Origin of the sequence: Enterobacter mori LMG 25706 (genome assembly GCF_000211415.1) — a bacterium.
In the GTDB taxonomy this organism is placed as follows: domain Bacteria; phylum Pseudomonadota; class Gammaproteobacteria; order Enterobacterales; family Enterobacteriaceae; genus Enterobacter; species Enterobacter mori.
Window position 1 is genome coordinate 1 of the sequence record NZ_GL890778.1, and the last position, 15,700, is coordinate 15,700.

Below are 15,700 nucleotides of genomic sequence, written 5' to 3' on the forward strand. Positions count from 1 at the left end.
AGCGGTTCGATCCCGCTTAGCTCCACCAAACTCTGAACCCAACAGAGTGCGGTAAGTAAAGTAACATGTGGGGCTATAGCTCAGCTGGGAGAGCGCTTGCATGGCATGCAAGAGGTCAGCGGTTCGATCCCGCTTAGCTCCACCAAAATTTGAACCCTCGTCGAAAGACGGGGGTTTTTTTATGCCTTTGTAAAATGTTTTTACTGCTTTTGTTGCGATAAAACGCTTTTTCTATACCTCACCTCAATTCAAATCAATAAACGAGTCTATAAATAGACTTGAACTTGATTCGAGCAATTAATAAACCTATTATCCATCCGGTCAATGATATGATGGTAAAATAGATTCCCTGACTGAATGAATAGAAAAACTTACAATAACGTAAAAATATTTATGATTGCCCTCGCGCTATGCCTGATTGCGGTGCCATTTTCCCGTTATATCTCCCCACGCGCTATTGTTAACGGGCATGACGTCTATTTAGCATGGCTACCCTTAAGCGTTATGCTGGCCGTTATTTTGTTGTTTGGCCGCCGGGCAATTATTCCCGTTCTGTTAGGTTTTACTATTACTAATATATTTGTTGTTGATTTAGCACCGCTACAATATGCAGTTCTGCTGTTTTGTCAGACTTTTTCAGTTTTCGCTGTGTGTGGCATTATCCGTCTTGTGCTGGGCAGGCGCTGGCGCCACAGCGTGCCTAATAAATACATCGGGATCCGTATTTTCTGGCTGGGTTTTATGGTGCCGATAGGTATCAAAATATCAATGTATCTGGCAGGCTATTTATTCGATTTCCCGGTAACAATCTCCACTTACTTCGGTGAAGGCACCCTTATTTACAGCGTTGTGGATATTCAAAGCCTGATCTGCGCGGCGTTGATTTTCACCATGATGTTCTATTATCCATTAAGAATGATTATTAATCCTCGCTACGCCAGAACCTTCTGGCTGCGGAGCGTGAAGCCGGTGTTTTTTCACAAGAAATCATTGTTTATATTTGTCTGGCTAACGCTTCTGATCGCCCTCATGGCAATTTTATGTGCACCGCTAGAGTCACCTATAATTGCAGGATATCTTGTGCCCATTATTTTTATTCTTTTTACGTTGGGCATCAGCTGTTTAAGTTATGCGCTTATGTCATTGCTCTGGGCGGCATCCGCACTCCTGCTACTGACCTACAACGACAACTTTTTGAACGGGGTGGAGTCGGGTCACTCGCTCTCCTTTATCCTGTCTGTACTCATCTCTTTCGCCATCTGTTTGCTTTATATGTCGCGGATTTACCGGCGAAGCGAATGGATGAAGAAGGGCTGGCAGGACAGGGCGTTAACCGATCCGTTGACCGGTTTGCCTAACATTCGCGCGCTGGATGACTTTCTCCTGATCCACCCTGACGCCAAGGTGTGTTGTCTGCGAATGGATAATCTGGAGTTTCTTAGCCGCCACTACGGCATTCTGATGCGGGTTCACTGCAAGCGGATGATTACCGCGTCGCTCCAGCCCTTACTGCAAAAAGATGAGCAGCTTTTCCAGTTGCCCGGCAGTGAGCTGGTGTTGGTATTGCTGGGGCCGGGAACGTCAGAGCGCCTGCAACATATGGTCGACCAACTGAATAGCCGCAAGATTTACTGGAACAACACTGGGCTGGATGTAGAGTTTGGGGCGTCCTGGGGTGAGGTTGAAGATGGTGAGAACCTGCACCATACGCTTGGGCAGCTTAGCTGGTTGGCGGAGCAGTCATGTGCTGCGCATAATGTGCTTGCTCTGACGAACAGCATTGAGGACGTCTCCGGGCAAACCACCGACAGGGTGCTGATGTTAGGGCGTATTAAACGTGCGCTTGATGCTGACGGGCTCCAGCTGTATGCCCAGTCGATTCAGAATGCCGAGGGGAAAGGATATTACGAAATCCTCTCGCGCCTGGAGAGCGAGGGAGAGATGATCACCCCCGATCGCTTTATTCCGCTGATTGCCCAGTTTAACCTGAGCCATCGCTTTGATCTGAATGTGGTTGAGAAGTTACTGGTCTGGCTGCGGGATAATCCCGCCACGCATGCTGGTACCCGTTTCTCCGTCAATTTGATGCCGATGACCTTGATGCAAAAAGAGGTCGCCAAGGAGATTATCGCGCTCTTCGCTCGCTATACCGTCCCGCCCCAGGCTGTGGTCATCGAGATTACCGAAGAACAGGCTTTCTCCAATTCGGGCAGTAGCATTAACAATATCCAGCAGCTGAGGGAGCATGGCTTCCGTATTGCTATTGACGACTTTGGAACAGGCTATGCCAACTTTGAGCGTCTGAAGCGCCTGCAGGCCGACATCATCAAGATTGATGGTTGTTTCGTAAAAGATATTTGCAGCGACAACATGGATGCGATGATTGTGCAGTCGATATGTAATCTGGCGAAAACAAAATCGCTCTGCGTGGTTGCGGAATATGTGGAAACCCCGGCGCAGCGGGATATGTTGCTGCACCTTGGTGTCGATTATCTGCAGGGCTACCTGTTAGGTAAACCCAGACCGCTTGCCGAATTACGGGCATAAAAAAACCGGGAGCTTTCATGCTCCCGGTTTTTTTTCACTCTGCGAGTTAAAGTACCAGCGCTGCGATAGAGGCAGACAGTACGCTCACCAGCGTAGAACCGTACACCAGCTTCAGACCGAAGCGAGAAACCACGTTACCCTGCTCTTCATTCAGGCCTTTAATCGCACCGGCGATAATACCGATGGAAGAGAAGTTTGCGAAGGAAACCAGGAACACGGACAGAATGCCTTCCGCACGTGGAGAGAGCGTGCTGGCAATTTTCTGCAGATCCATCATTGCCACGAACTCGTTAGAAACCAGTTTGGTTGCCATGATGCTGCCAACCTGCAGTGCTTCATGAGCCGGAACACCCATCACCCATGCGATTGGATAGAAGATGTAGCCCAGGATGCCCTGGAAGGAGATACCGAGCACCGCTGCGAACAGGGCGTTCAGGGCGGCGATCAGCGCGATAAAACCAATCAGCATAGCGGCAACAATAATGGCGACCTTGAAGCCTGCCAGAATGTATTCACCCAGCATTTCGAAGAAGCTCTGCCCTTCATGCAGGTTTGACATCTGGATGTTCTCTTCGCTGGCATCAACACGGTAAGGGTTGATCAGCGACAGCACAATAAAGGTGCTGAACATGTTCAGGACCAGCGCCGCCACCACGTATTTTGGCTCCAGCATGGTCATGTATGCGCCCACGATAGACATGGATACGGTAGACATTGCGGTTGCCGCCATGGTGTACATGCGGTTACGCGACATTTTGCCCAGAATATCTTTGTACGCGATGAAGTTCTCAGACTGACCGAGGATCAGTGAGCTCACGGCGTTAAAGGATTCCAGTTTGCCCATGCCGTTCACCTTGGACAGCAGGAAGCCAATCGCGCGGATAACCACCGGCAGAACGCGGATGTGTTGCAGAATACCAATCAGTGCAGAGATGAAGACGATAGGGCACAGCACCTTCAGGAAGAAGAAGGCCAGACCTTGATCGTTCATGCTGCCAAAGACGAAGTTAGTCCCTTCGTTAGCAAACCCGAGCAGTTTTTCGAACATTTCGGAGAAGCCTTTCACGAAGCCGAGGCCCACGTTGGAGTTCAGGAAGAACCACGCAAGTAATACTTCAATGACCAGCAGTTGGACAACATAGCGAATACGAATATTTTTGCGGTCTGTGCTGACCAGCAATGCGAGTGCAGTAACGACAACGAGTGCCAGGACAAAATGAAGGACGCGGTCCATATTTGCTCCAAATATGAGGCAGGTTTAATTTTCGTGCACATTCTATGTAACAAGCGAAAAGAAAACGAGATCAAGAACACACTATAGTTACATCCTGTGACGAGTCTCAAAAATAGTGATCAACAATACATTTTTGTTATGTTAGGTAAATGAGTGAAAAGTTAAGTTTGTGTGCTAGGCTTCACAAAAGTGTGCGCTAACTCTGTTTCATTTAGAGCGTCCGCATCTCACCTGCCCATCTATCGTCAAAAGCTATCAGAGAAATCATTACAAACCTTACAAATGATCTTGATAATCATTCTCATTTTGATAGCATTAAACATAGCAAAGGCTATATTTCAGAGGCAGAAATGACAAACAGTCGCGTAGAGGGTAGCAGTGGCAGAGCAGCGCGCAAGTTGCGGTTCGCATTAATGGGACCTGCGTTCATTGCTGCCATTGGCTATATCGATCCGGGCAATTTTGCGACCAACATTCAGGCCGGAGCCAGCTTCGGCTACACATTGCTGTGGGTGGTCGTCTGGGCAAACCTGATGGCCATGCTTATCCAGATGCTCTCAGCGAAGCTCGGCATTGCCACGAGCAAAAACCTGGCCGAGCAGATCCGCGACCACTACCCGCGTCCGGCGGTTTGGCTGTACTGGGTCCAGGCTGAAATTATCGCCATGGCAACCGACCTTGCTGAATTCATAGGGGCTGCGATTGGATTTAAACTGATCCTCGGCGTGTCATTGTTGCAGGGGGCAGTGCTGACCGGGATTGCGACTTTCCTTATTCTGATGCTGCAGCGCCGAGGACAGAAGCCGCTGGAAAAAGTCATCGGTGGTCTGCTGCTGTTTGTTGCTGCAGCCTATATTGTGGAGCTGATCTTCTCCCAGCCGAATCTGGTGCAGCTGAGTAAAGGGATGGTGATCCCAAGTCTGCCCACCTCTGAAGCGGTATTCCTGGCTGCTGGCGTCCTCGGGGCGACCATTATGCCGCATGTGATTTACCTGCACTCCTCTCTGACACAACATCTGCACGGCGGCACCCGTAAGGAACGCTATTCCGCGACAAAATGGGATGTCGCGTTTGCCATGACGATTGCCGGTTTCGTGAATCTGGCGATGATGGCGACCGCCGCTGCCGCTTTCCACTTTAATGGTCACACGGGGATTGCCGATCTCGATCAGGCTTATCTGACGCTGGAACCGTTACTGAGCCATGCCGCAGCAACGATATTTGGGCTGAGCCTGGTGGCTGCTGGCCTCTCTTCAACGGTGGTAGGTACGCTGGCGGGACAAGTGGTGATGCAGGGATTCGTGCGTTTTCATATTCCGCTGTGGGTGCGTCGCGCCGTCACCATGCTGCCGTCGTTTATTGTAATTCTGATGGGGCTGGATCCTACCCGCATTTTGGTAATGAGCCAGGTCCTGCTGAGTTTTGGTATTGCCCTTGCGCTGGTGCCGTTGCTGATTTTTACCAGCGATAAAACACTGATGGGCGAACTCGTGAACTCGACGCTGGTGAAAAGGACCGGGTGGGCGATTGTGGTCGTGGTGGTGGCGCTGAATCTGTGGTTGTTAGTCGGAACCGCGCTGGGTCTTTAAAAAAAAGGAGCCAAAAGGCTCCTTTTTACGTTAGTGACGATGGCCGTGACCACCGTGACCCTGTTTACCACCGCGTCCGCCCCAACCGCCACGACGGTCATCGCGATCGTTCCAGCCTTCACGGTAGCCGCGTTCATAGGCGTTGTTTTTATACCAGCCGCGATGCCGACCATTATCATGCTTGCGCCAGCGGTCGCCACGCCATTCATAATGACGGTTCCAGTAATCACGGTCGCGCCAGTAGCCACCGTCCCAGTATCTGCCGTAGTCATCACGATCGCCAATTTGTAATTTTACTGATGGCAACAGGGTGATCTCGCCAGCATTGGCGACCAGCGGGGCAGAAGCCATTAATACCGCTGCTAAAATCAGTGACCTGAACATACTCTTCTCCTTCACGATCGGGGCCTTGTGGGCCTGTTAATGCAATATTACGAGTTGGTAAAGCCTCGTTTCATCGCCTCAACTCCGAATTCATAGATAAGAGCACTTTTTGCTAAAATCGGCTTTAATTTGTTCAGGCCAGAATATCTTCGATCCGCGTCAATTCATCTTCCGAGAAATGGCGATTGTCCAGCATGCCCACCGCGTCATCAATTTGCGCGGTTTTACTGGCCCCAATCAGTACAGAAGTCACAGTATCGTGGCGTAAAATCCAGGCCAGAGCCATCTGCGATAGCTTCTGACCGCGGCTTTCGGCAAGGGCGTTTAACTTGCGCACTTTTACCAGCTTTTCTTCGGTGAGCTGATCCGGGTTCAGGAACTTGCTGCCGCTGGCCGCACGGGAGTCCGCTGGAATGCCGTTCAGATAACGGTTGGTTAATTGACCACCCGCGAGAGGAGAGAAGGGTATACACCCAACCCCTGTCTGCTGCAGTACATCCAGTAAACCCGCTTCAGGGGCACGCTCAAACATCGAATATTTCGGCTGGTGGATAAGACAAGGCGTACCGAGGTCGTGAAGGATTTCAATTGCCTGGCGCGCCAGTTCCGCAGGGTAGTTGGATAACCCGACGTACAGTGCCTTGCCCTGTCGCACCAGATGGTCGAGCGCTTTCATTGTTTCTTGAAGCGGTGTTTCCGGGTCCGGGCGGTGATGATAGAAGATGTCGACATACTCCAGCCCCATGCGTTTCAGGCTCTGATCCAGACTCGATATCAGGTATTTACGCGAGCCCCAGTCGCCGTAGGGACCGTCCCACATGGTATATCCTGCTTTCGTCGAGATAATTAACTCATCGCGCCAGGGGAGAAAATCTTCCAGCAAAATGCGCCCGAAATTACGTTCGGCTGAACCGGGAGGAGGACCATAGTTGTTGGCAAGGTCGAAATGCGTAATCCCCAAATCGAACGCGCGCTGTAAAAGTTGACGGCTGTTTTCGATGAGCGTGGCATCGCCAAAGTTATGCCAAAGCCCAAGCGAGATGGCGGGCAATTTCAACCCGCTTTTTCCGCAGCGGCGATACTGCATTGTCTGATAACGATTTTTATCCGGCTGATAACGCATGATCGTGACCTCTGACGCTGATAAGTAAAACGTGTGTATACGGTTACACTAACGCGAAAAAAGAGAGAATAGCGCAGCATTTTTTGTAAAGCATTCTTTCCAACTCCTTCTTACTGCCTTTTCTGGACAGCCATCACGCTTATTTAATACTCAAGGTGAGAACAACATTAGAAGGATACCTGTTTATGCGTACCCCATACTGCGTCGCCGATTACCTGCTGGACCGTCTGACTGATTGTGGAACCGATCATCTGTTTGGCGTGCCGGGCGACTATAACCTGCAGTTTCTCGACCATGTTATAGACAGCCCGGATATCTGTTGGGTGGGTTGTGCCAACGAGCTTAACGCGTCATATGCCGCAGACGGCTATGCCCGATGTAAGGGCTTTGCCGCGCTGTTAACCACATTCGGCGTCGGAGAGCTAAGCGCCATGAACGGGGTGGCGGGTAGCTTTGCTGAACACGTTCCCGTGTTGCATATTGTGGGGGCGCCGGGAATGGCGGCGCAGCAAAAAGGCGAGTTATTGCACCCTACCTTAGGTGACGGTGAGTTCCGTCATTTTTACCATATGAGCGAACCTATCACCGTCGCGCAGGCGATCCTGACCGAACAAAATGCCTGCTACGAAATTGACCGCGTGCTGACCACCATGCTGCGCGAACGCCGTCCTGGCTATTTGATGTTGCCTGCGGATGTGGCGAAAAAAGCCGCGACACCACCTGTAAGCGCTCTCACCGTTAAGCCTGTTCACGCGGATAATGCCTGTCTCAAAGCGTTTCGTGATGCCGCCCGGAATCGCCTGGCCATGAGCAAACGGACCGCGCTGCTGGCCGATTTTCTGGTGCTCCGCCATGGGCTAAAACCTGCGCTGCAGAAATGGGTGAAAGAGGTGCCGATGGCACACGCCACCATGTTGATGGGGAAAGGGATTTTTGATGAGCGTCAGGCGGGTTTTTACGGCACTTACAGTGGTTCAGCGAGCGTGGAGCCGGTCAAAGAGGCGATTGAAAGAGCTGACACAGTGCTGTGCATTGGTACGCGGTTTACCGATACCCTGACCGCCGGGTTCACTCACCAGCTCACTCCTGCTCAGACCATCGAAGTGCAGCCTCATGCTTCCCGCGTGGGCGACGTCTGGTTTACGGGCATTCCCATGCTGCAGGCGATTGAGACGCTGGCAGAGTTATGCAAACAACATGTGCGTGAAAGCCCTGCACCCTCGACACACAGTGGTTTTTCCTGGCCTGCAGAGGGCGCTTCACTCACGCAGGAGAACTTCTGGAGCACGCTGCAAACCTTCATTCGCCCCGGCGACATTATTCTTGCCGATCAGGGTACCTCGGCGTTTGGCGCGATCGATCTTCGCTTACCTGCGGACGTTAATTTTATCGTTCAGCCGCTCTGGGGGTCGATTGGCTACACGCTGGCGGCGGCCTTTGGCGCGCAGACGGCATGCCCGGACCGGCGCGTGATTGTCCTGACCGGGGATGGTGCCGCACAGCTGACGATTCAGGAAATGGGCTCAATGCTGCGCGATAAGCAGCACCCGATTATCCTGGTGCTCAACAATGAAGGGTACACGGTTGAGAGGGCCATACACGGACCTGAACAGCGGTACAACGATATCGCCCTGTGGAACTGGACGCAGATCCCGCAGGCACTGAGCCTGGATCCTCAGGCCGAATGCTGGCGGGTCAGTGAAGTCGATCAACTGGCGGACGTGCTGGAAAAAGTGGCGCACCATGAGCGGCTTTCGCTCATTGAGGTCATGCTGCCCAAAGCGGATATTCCCCCGCTGTTGGGCGCGATAACCAAAGCGCTGGAGGCGCGAAATAGCGCCTGATCACTTATCGTTTCGCCAGGCCATCATCATCGGTTTGCCCGCCAGCAGGAGCCAGGCGGGCAACATCACGATACAGAGCAGAGGGAAGAGGGTAGAGTCAGGCACCACCACGGCGGCCATAAAAAGGCTCAGCCATGCATCCCGCGTCACTACCAGTACCAGCCCGAGAATTGAGCACGAAACGGTTATCGCAGCCGGTACGGCGTCCACATGCTCGTGCAACATCAGACCTAACGCTACCCCAATAAACACTGCCGGGAAGATGCGTCCGCCACGAAAACCGCACGCGGCGGCCACGACCAGCGCCGCCAGCTTTATCACCGCAAACAGCAGATAATCCGACACGCTAAACACCTGACTGAATGCCAGCTGCTGCATTTCGTCCAGGCCTTTAAACAGCGTCACTTTTCCGCCGATAGCGCCCAGAATGCCGAGAAGCAGCCCCCCGATGCCCAGAATCAGCACCGGATGTTTGAGCTTATGCATCAGCCGATGCAGGCGCGGAAGACACCATACTGCGACCATACCCAGCGCAATGGCGATGGCGACCACAATTGCGCCGCTGAAAATGTCCGCGACCTGCATCTGGCCATAGTGGGGGAGAGGGAGAGAGAAGTGGGGATGGAAAAACAGGCTGGTGGTCAACGCACCGGCAGCGGCGGCCATCAGCGGCGCAAAGAGTTTGTCCCAGAGCGGGACGTCATTATTACCGCTCAGCGTCTGGGAGAAGATCAGCGCGGCGGCGACGGGTGTGCCGAACAGCGCGCCGATGGTGCCTGCAGAGGCCAGGATCGTCCAGTCCAGCGCGTTGACGCGCGGTAAAATGCGCGAACCCAGGAAAACCGCCAGCGCGATATTTACTGCCATGATCGGATGTTCAGGCCCCAGGCTGACGCCGCCCGCCAGACCCACGATCAGCGCAACGATCAGTCCCGGCAGCGCTGCCGGGCTGACGGGCGCGCCGATCAACGGTTCCTGCGCGGGATCGGGCCCGGCATGGTCCGGACTGAAACGAATCACCAAACCCACCGCAATACCGGTGAGCGTCAGCATGACGATAATCCATACAGGAGAATCCGGGCTGAAGCCAATATTGGCAGGCAGGGCGGTCCATAACATCGCTTGCAGTACCGACGCGACTTTCATCACGACGATGAGCACCAGGCTTGAAGCAACGCCAATAACGAGCGCCGGTATTGCTAATAACAGCATGGTTCTGGCTCGCGGGTGGAGCATGATGATTTCCTTGTACAAAACGGTATAACGTTACTTTGCACAATCAGCTTTATGGCAATAGTGCAAAAGGTGCTGAAACGGTAAAGTTATTCTGTGACGAAGATCGATAATCCTGGGGCATTCACTTTCTGGTCGTTGTTGTTATCACGCCTTGAATTTACAGTGTTCCAAAGATTTATTCTGACTTTAGCGGAGCAGTAGAAGAATGACAAAGTATGCTTTGGTAGGTGATGTGGGCGGCACGAACGCGCGCCTTGCACTCTGCGATGTAAATAGCGGTCACATTTCCCAGGCGAAAACCTATTCAGGGCTGGATTATCCAAGTCTGGAAGCCGTGGTTCGCGTATATCTTGAAGAGCATAAGGTCAGCGTCGAAGACGGCTGTATCGCTATTGCGTGCCCGATTACCGGTGACTGGGTGGCTATGACCAACCACACCTGGGCCTTCTCCATTGCCGAAATGAAAAAAAACCTCGGCTTTGCGCATCTTGAAATCATCAATGACTTCACGGCGGTGTCGATGGCGATCCCGATGCTGAAGCCGGAACACCTGATCCAGTTTGGCGGCACGGCGCCGGTCGAAGGCAAGCCGATTGCGGTTTACGGCGCGGGAACCGGGCTGGGTGTCTCTCACCTTGTCCACGTCGATAAGCGCTGGGTCAGTCTGCCGGGCGAAGGCGGTCACGTGGATTTCGCACCGAACAGTGAAGAAGAGGGCATTATCCTCGAAGAGTTACGTGCTGAGATCGGCCACGTTTCTGCCGAACGCGTGCTGTCGGGTCCCGGGCTGGTCAACTTGTACCGTGCAATTGTGAAATCTGATGGTCGTCTGCCTGAAAATCTGCAGCCTAAAGACGTGACCGAGCGCGCCCTGGCGGACAGCTGCATCGATTGCCGTCGTGCCTTGTCCCTGTTTTGCGTGATTATGGGGCGCTTCGGCGGCAACCTGGCGCTGACGCTGGGCACGTTTGGTGGCGTCTATATTGCGGGCGGTATCATGCCGCGCTTCCTCGAGTTCTTTAAAGCCTCTGGTTTCCGCGGCGGGTTTGAAGATAAAGGGCGCTTCAGAAGCTACGTGCAGGACATCCCTGTTTACCTGATTGTGCACGATAATCCTGGGCTGCTGGGCTCGGGTGCGCATTTGCGTCAGGTTCTGGGACACATTCTCTGATGGTCATTCCCCTCTCCAGCGGGAGAGGGGAACGCTCACAGGTGCATCAGCTGGCGAAACTCTTTTACCTTGCTGCGGCTCACCGGCACCTGGAAGTCGAGATCCTTCAGACGCAAAATATACGTGTTGTTAAACCAGGGTTCGATCTCGCGGATCTTGTTCAAATTGACGCAAAACGAACGGTGGCAGCGGAAGAAGTGCGCCGCAGGTAGCTTGCTGCAAAACTCGGTGATGTTCATCGCCATCACGTACGATTCACGTCGCGTATAGACAAACGTCATCTTTTCATGTGCTTCGGCATAATAAATATCGTCGATAGGCGTGACGATGATCCTTTCATCCTTCACCAGGTTAATGGTGTCATTCTCCCGGATAGCAGGGCTTGCGGTCGCAGGCGCGGCTTGCTGTTTCCATGCCGCTTCCAGCTTTTGCAGCATGCTGATAATACGCGACTCCTGATAAGGCTTGAGGATGTAGTCAAACGCTTCCAGCTCGAAGGCCTCCACGGCGTGCTCTTTCCACGCGGTAACAAAGACAATAAAGGGCTTGTGGGCAAACTGATTAATATTTTGCGCCAGCAGCACGCCATCCAGCGACGGAATATTAATATCGAGAAAAATGGCATCGACCCGGTTGTGCTGGAGGAACTTCAGCACGTCCAGGCCATCTTCGAATGTGCCTACAATCTCCATCTGGCTGTGCGTTTTGATGAGCCAGCTCAGCTCCTGTTGAGCCAGAACCTCATCTTCCACAATGATGACTTTCATCTGTAACTCCGGCCTATGGCATCAGGGATATCGGTGCATGAACGGGGGTGCGTTCATTCGGCACGTAAAACGCGATTTCTGTGCCCGGCTCCAGGCGATGAATGTGCAGCCCGTCGCCGTACAGCAGTTTGACCCGGTGGTGGACATTCAAAAGGCCAATCTTATTGCCCGGCATTTCGTTGGATTCCACGCGTTCAATAACCTTTGGGTCGATACCGTGGCCGGTATCGCGCACCGCAATGCGCACGCGATTCCCGCTCTCGGTCACGCTAATGGTCACGACGCCTTTGCCTTTGCACGGCTGAATTCCGTGGACAATGGCGTTTTCCACCAGCGGCTGGATCAGCAGGCTTGGGATCACGCAGTTGACCTCCTCATCAATATCGTAAATGACGGTGAGCTTATCGCCAAAGCGGGCCTGCTCGATCGCGATGTAATCTTTGATTTGATAAAGCTCTTTTTTGATGTCGATCTGCTCGTCATCTTTCAATTCAATGTTGTAGCGCAGATAGCGTGACAGGTTGAAAATCAGCTGGCGGGCGGTGTCCGGATTAAGGCGAATGGAGGAGGAGATGGCGTTCAGCGCGTTAAACAGGAAATGAGGATTAATTTTACTTTGCAGCGCGCGTAGCTCTGCCTTATTTGCCATTTCGCGCAGCTGCTCCGCGCGCGAAACTTCCAGCTGAGTTGAGATGATTTGCGACAGACCAATCGCCATTTCCTGCAATGAGGAGGTGATCTGGTGCGCATGGCAGTAGTAAATCTTCAGCGTGCCCGTGACGACCCCTTTCTCCCATAAGGGGATCACCAGCATGGAATGTATTTCGGGCGTCCTGTGGGCTTCATCATTATTTTTAATGCTGATTTCACCGTAGTTGATCGCCTGTCGGGTGGTTGGGCTGATGGTGTCGTCGTTGTCACGATAGTTGTGCTCCCCGACGCCCACGTAGGCCAGCACGTGGTCGATATTGGTGATGGCGACGGCATCGGCGTGAATATCGCGACGGATGATATCGCAGACCTGGCGTAAAGACTCAGCGTTAACGTGGCGGAACAGCGGCAGCGTTTTGTTGGCAATATCGAGTGCCAGCTTGGCCTGACGCGCGGCGCTGGCCTCTTTTTCCCCTTCGACACTCTGCACCAGCAGGACAATAAAGCCGATGCACACGCTGCCGAGGATCATCGGAATACCGATTTTCGAAACAATATCCAGCCCAAGAGCGGTCGTGGGTGCCCACACCACAACCAAAATCATGGTCAAGGTTTCACACACCATGCCCGCGATGATCCCGGCGCGCCAGTGCTGTTTTTTAGGGAATTTGCGGTTAATCCAGCCGGACAGGATCCCGGCGATAATGCTGGTTATAAAGCACGGAATAGCCGTCACGCCGCCGATATCAATCAAATAGCGGTGTGTGCCGGCAATCAATCCGGTGATCACCCCAACCCAGGGGCCAAACAGTATCCCACCTGACATCACGGCGATAATGCGCACGTTGACCAGCGACCCTTCGACAGGCACTCCGGACCAGGTGCTGAAAAGGGCAAACATTGAAAAGATGGCGGTTACGGCCAGCAGTTCTTTTGGCGAGTGCGCTGACTTGTGCAGAAGCTCGCGGAACAGGCGAATGCGAATGAGGAAAAACAGACAAATCAGCATTAGCGCTGCGCGATCAAATACCGCCAGCAGCATATCGAATATTTCGTGCACAAGTGAACCTGGAGAATCGGGAAAGAACCATGATAAAAAACCTGGCGCGTATTGACCAGCTATCCGTCAGGTTTATCAAATGAGGAAAAACCACATTTTACAAAGGGGATTATTCGGAAAGTTCTTCAGTCCGGCTGAATTGTTCTGAACGAAGCGCAGCGAGGTAATGGTTATGATAACACCATGTTAAATAACAGGTATTAAAAAAACATTTTACGTCATCAGCCTTCCGCTTTTAGCGACAGCAGGGTTCCTGTTTTAACGCGATATCTTTTTTTTACTTTCCCTCTCGACAGCATGTTTTTTTTCAGGTTATTTTCTAAGCACGCCACATCGGTGGCAGCGTCGCTCGGACGGTCCGGGCGCTAACGTTAATCTGAGGAATCTATGGCTGAATTCAGTCCTGAACGCCGTTTCACGCGTATCGATCGTCTCCCCCCTTATGTTTTCAATATCACTGCTGAGCTGAAGATGGCTGCGCGTCGGCGCGGCGAAGATATCATCGATTTCAGCATGGGCAACCCTGACGGCCCAACGCCGCCACATATTGTTGAGAAACTCTGTACAGTTGCCCAGCGCCCGGATACGCATGGTTACTCAACGTCTCGCGGTATTCCTCGATTACGTCGTGCCATTTCCCGCTGGTACCAGGATCGCTATCAGGTGGACATCGATCCTGAAAGTGAAGCCATTGTCACCATTGGCTCGAAAGAAGGGCTGGCACACCTGATGCTGGCGACGCTGGATCACGGTGATACCGTGCTGGTGCCAAACCCCAGCTATCCGATCCATATCTACGGTGCGGTGATTGCTGGCGCGCAGGTTCGCTCTGTGCCGCTGGTGGAAGGCGTAGACTTCTTTAACGAACTGGAACGCGCGATTCGTGAAAGCTACCCGAAACCAAAGATGATGATCCTCGGTTTCCCGTCGAACCCAACGGCCCAGTGCGTTGAGCTCGAATTCTTCGAGAAAGTGGTCGCCCTGGCAAAACGTTACGACGTGCTGGTGGTTCACGATCTCGCCTATGCGGATATTGTCTACGACGGTTGGAAGGCGCCTTCCATTATGCAGGTGCCGGGCGCACGCGATGTGGCGGTCGAGTTCTTCACGCTGCCGAAAAGTTACAACATGGCGGGTTGGCGCATTGGCTTTATGGTGGGTAATAAGACGCTGGTAAATGCGCTGGCGCGTATTAAGAGTTACCACGACTACGGCACATTTACGCCGCTACAAGTTGCTGCAATTGCTGCGCTTGAAGGCGATCAGCAGTGTGTACAGGATATTGCTGCCCAGTATAAGCGGCGTCGCGATGTGCTGGTGAAAGGTCTGCATGAAGCGGGCTGGATGGTGGAAATGCCGAAGGCGTCCATGTACGTCTGGGCTAAAATTCCTGAGCCCTATGCGGCAATGGGGTCGCTGGAGTTTGCCAAGAAGCTCCTGCAGGATGCGAAGGTGTGCGTCTCGCCGGGCATCGGGTTTGGCGATTATGGCGATACTCACGTGCGGTTTGCGTTGATTGAAAACAGCGACCGCATTCGTCAGGCGGTCAGGGGGATTAAGAGCATGTTCCGGGCTGACGGGCTTCTCTCATCAAAAAATGTGGCTGAACTGCCCGAAACCTGACGACACAAAAAAACAGGCGCCTTGAGCGCCTGTTTTTTTGACTGCATGTTCTTTGCTAGATCATCAGGGCAAAGGTTCCGGCCCAGACTAAAACAATCACCGAAATGCCCATAAAGAAATATTTCACGTTTCATCACTCCGCGTATCTTGTGGTACGCATTCAAAAACAGAGTCCACCTGATTATAGAGAGTTGAAATCGGGCTAAAACGGAAATCGGAATTATCCCGCTACGCCTCAGACTCCACCTCAGAATTCTGCGCTTCCCATTGTCAGACGGCGCTAATGTACGCCTAAAAATGGGGGGTGACAAGTGGGATTTTTCTAAATACTTTCCGATACTTACGAGTGTCGTGGAACGGCGACAGTTTGATTTCAGTACGCAATAAATTCCCGTTGAGCGACGCAGAAAAAAGACGGTTACTCAGGGTAATTACAGGTGATTGAAAAGGTTAGTTTCTTAGCGAAACTAA

General features: G+C 52.5%; 12 protein-coding genes and 1 tRNA gene. 6 read left to right on the forward strand and 7 right to left on the reverse strand.

Features of this window, described 5'->3' with window-relative positions; all coding sequences use genetic code 11:
- The first annotated feature begins 69 nt into the window (after nt 1-69).
- Together ENTMO_RS0116245 and ENTMO_RS0116250 are read left to right on the forward strand one after the other, a co-directional pair.
- Nucleotides 70-145 (forward strand) — tRNA-Ala (locus ENTMO_RS0116245).
- A gap of 212 nt (nt 146-357) precedes the next feature.
- Nucleotides 358-2,547: an EAL domain-containing protein gene (locus ENTMO_RS0116250; protein WP_029485145.1), complete on the forward strand. Its 2,190-nt coding sequence runs from the start codon at nt 358-360 to the stop codon at nt 2,545-2,547.
- A gap of 46 nt (nt 2,548-2,593) precedes the next feature.
- Here the strand turns inward: ENTMO_RS0116250 and nupC are convergent, their stop codons facing one another.
- Nucleotides 2,594-3,781 carry a nucleoside permease NupC gene (gene nupC, locus ENTMO_RS0116255; RefSeq protein ID WP_010433166.1) on the reverse strand — a complete coding sequence of 396 codons (1,188 nt, stop codon included), beginning with the start codon at nt 3,779-3,781 and terminating at the stop codon, nt 2,594-2,596.
- Nucleotides 3,782-4,131: 350 nt separating this feature from the next.
- Here nupC and ENTMO_RS0116260 point away from each other — a divergent pair, with 350 nt between their 5' ends.
- Nucleotides 4,132-5,370, forward strand: a complete 1,239-nt coding sequence (locus tag ENTMO_RS0116260) for an Nramp family divalent metal transporter (RefSeq protein WP_010433168.1) — start codon at nt 4,132-4,134, stop codon at nt 5,368-5,370.
- Between the two features lie 30 nt (nt 5,371-5,400).
- Here the strand turns inward: ENTMO_RS0116260 and ENTMO_RS0116265 are convergent, their stop codons facing one another.
- Together ENTMO_RS0116265 and mgrA are read right to left on the reverse strand one after the other, a co-directional pair.
- Nucleotides 5,401-5,754, reverse strand: coding sequence for a DUF2502 domain-containing protein (locus ENTMO_RS0116265; RefSeq protein WP_010433170.1), 354 nt, complete (start codon nt 5,752-5,754; stop codon nt 5,401-5,403).
- Nucleotides 5,755-5,887: 133 nt separating this feature from the next.
- Nucleotides 5,888-6,877, reverse strand: coding sequence for an L-glyceraldehyde 3-phosphate reductase (gene mgrA / locus ENTMO_RS0116270; protein ID WP_010433172.1), 990 nt, complete (start codon nt 6,875-6,877; stop codon nt 5,888-5,890).
- 185 nt (nt 6,878-7,062) lie between these two features.
- Here mgrA and ipdC point away from each other — a divergent pair, with 185 nt between their 5' ends.
- Nucleotides 7,063-8,721 (forward strand): indolepyruvate decarboxylase, encoded by a 1,659-nt coding sequence (gene ipdC / locus ENTMO_RS0116275; protein ID WP_010433175.1) that lies wholly within the window; start codon nt 7,063-7,065, stop codon nt 8,719-8,721.
- Here the strand turns inward: ipdC and ENTMO_RS0116280 are convergent, their stop codons facing one another.
- A complete protein-coding gene (locus tag ENTMO_RS0116280) occupies nt 8,722-9,957 on the reverse strand; it encodes an ion channel protein (RefSeq protein ID WP_010433178.1) in 1,236 nt (411 codons plus the stop codon).
- Nucleotides 9,958-10,162: 205 nt separating this feature from the next.
- On the opposite strand from ENTMO_RS0116280, the gene glk reads away from it, so the two are divergent.
- Nucleotides 10,163-11,128, forward strand: a complete 966-nt coding sequence (gene glk, locus ENTMO_RS0116285) for a glucokinase (protein WP_010433181.1) — start codon at nt 10,163-10,165, stop codon at nt 11,126-11,128.
- 35 nt (nt 11,129-11,163) lie between these two features.
- Here the strand turns inward: glk and ENTMO_RS0116290 are convergent, their stop codons facing one another.
- Both ENTMO_RS0116290 and ENTMO_RS0116295 read right to left on the reverse strand, forming a co-directional pair.
- A complete protein-coding gene (locus ENTMO_RS0116290; protein ID WP_010433183.1) occupies nt 11,164-11,895 on the reverse strand; it encodes a LytR/AlgR family response regulator transcription factor in 732 nt (243 codons plus the stop codon).
- Between the two features lie 13 nt (nt 11,896-11,908).
- Nucleotides 11,909-13,606 (reverse strand): sensor histidine kinase, encoded by a 1,698-nt coding sequence (locus ENTMO_RS0116295; RefSeq protein WP_010433185.1) that lies wholly within the window; start codon nt 13,604-13,606, stop codon nt 11,909-11,911.
- Between the two features lie 387 nt (nt 13,607-13,993).
- On the opposite strand from ENTMO_RS0116295, the gene alaC reads away from it, so the two are divergent.
- A complete protein-coding gene (gene alaC / locus ENTMO_RS0116300) occupies nt 13,994-15,229 on the forward strand; it encodes an alanine transaminase (protein ID WP_010433188.1) in 1,236 nt (411 codons plus the stop codon).
- A gap of 55 nt (nt 15,230-15,284) precedes the next feature.
- Here the strand turns inward: alaC and ypdK are convergent, their stop codons facing one another.
- Nucleotides 15,285-15,356, reverse strand: coding sequence for a membrane protein YpdK (ypdK, locus tag ENTMO_RS25970; protein WP_099458937.1), 72 nt, complete (start codon nt 15,354-15,356; stop codon nt 15,285-15,287).
- Nucleotides 15,357-15,700 lie beyond the last annotated feature (344 nt).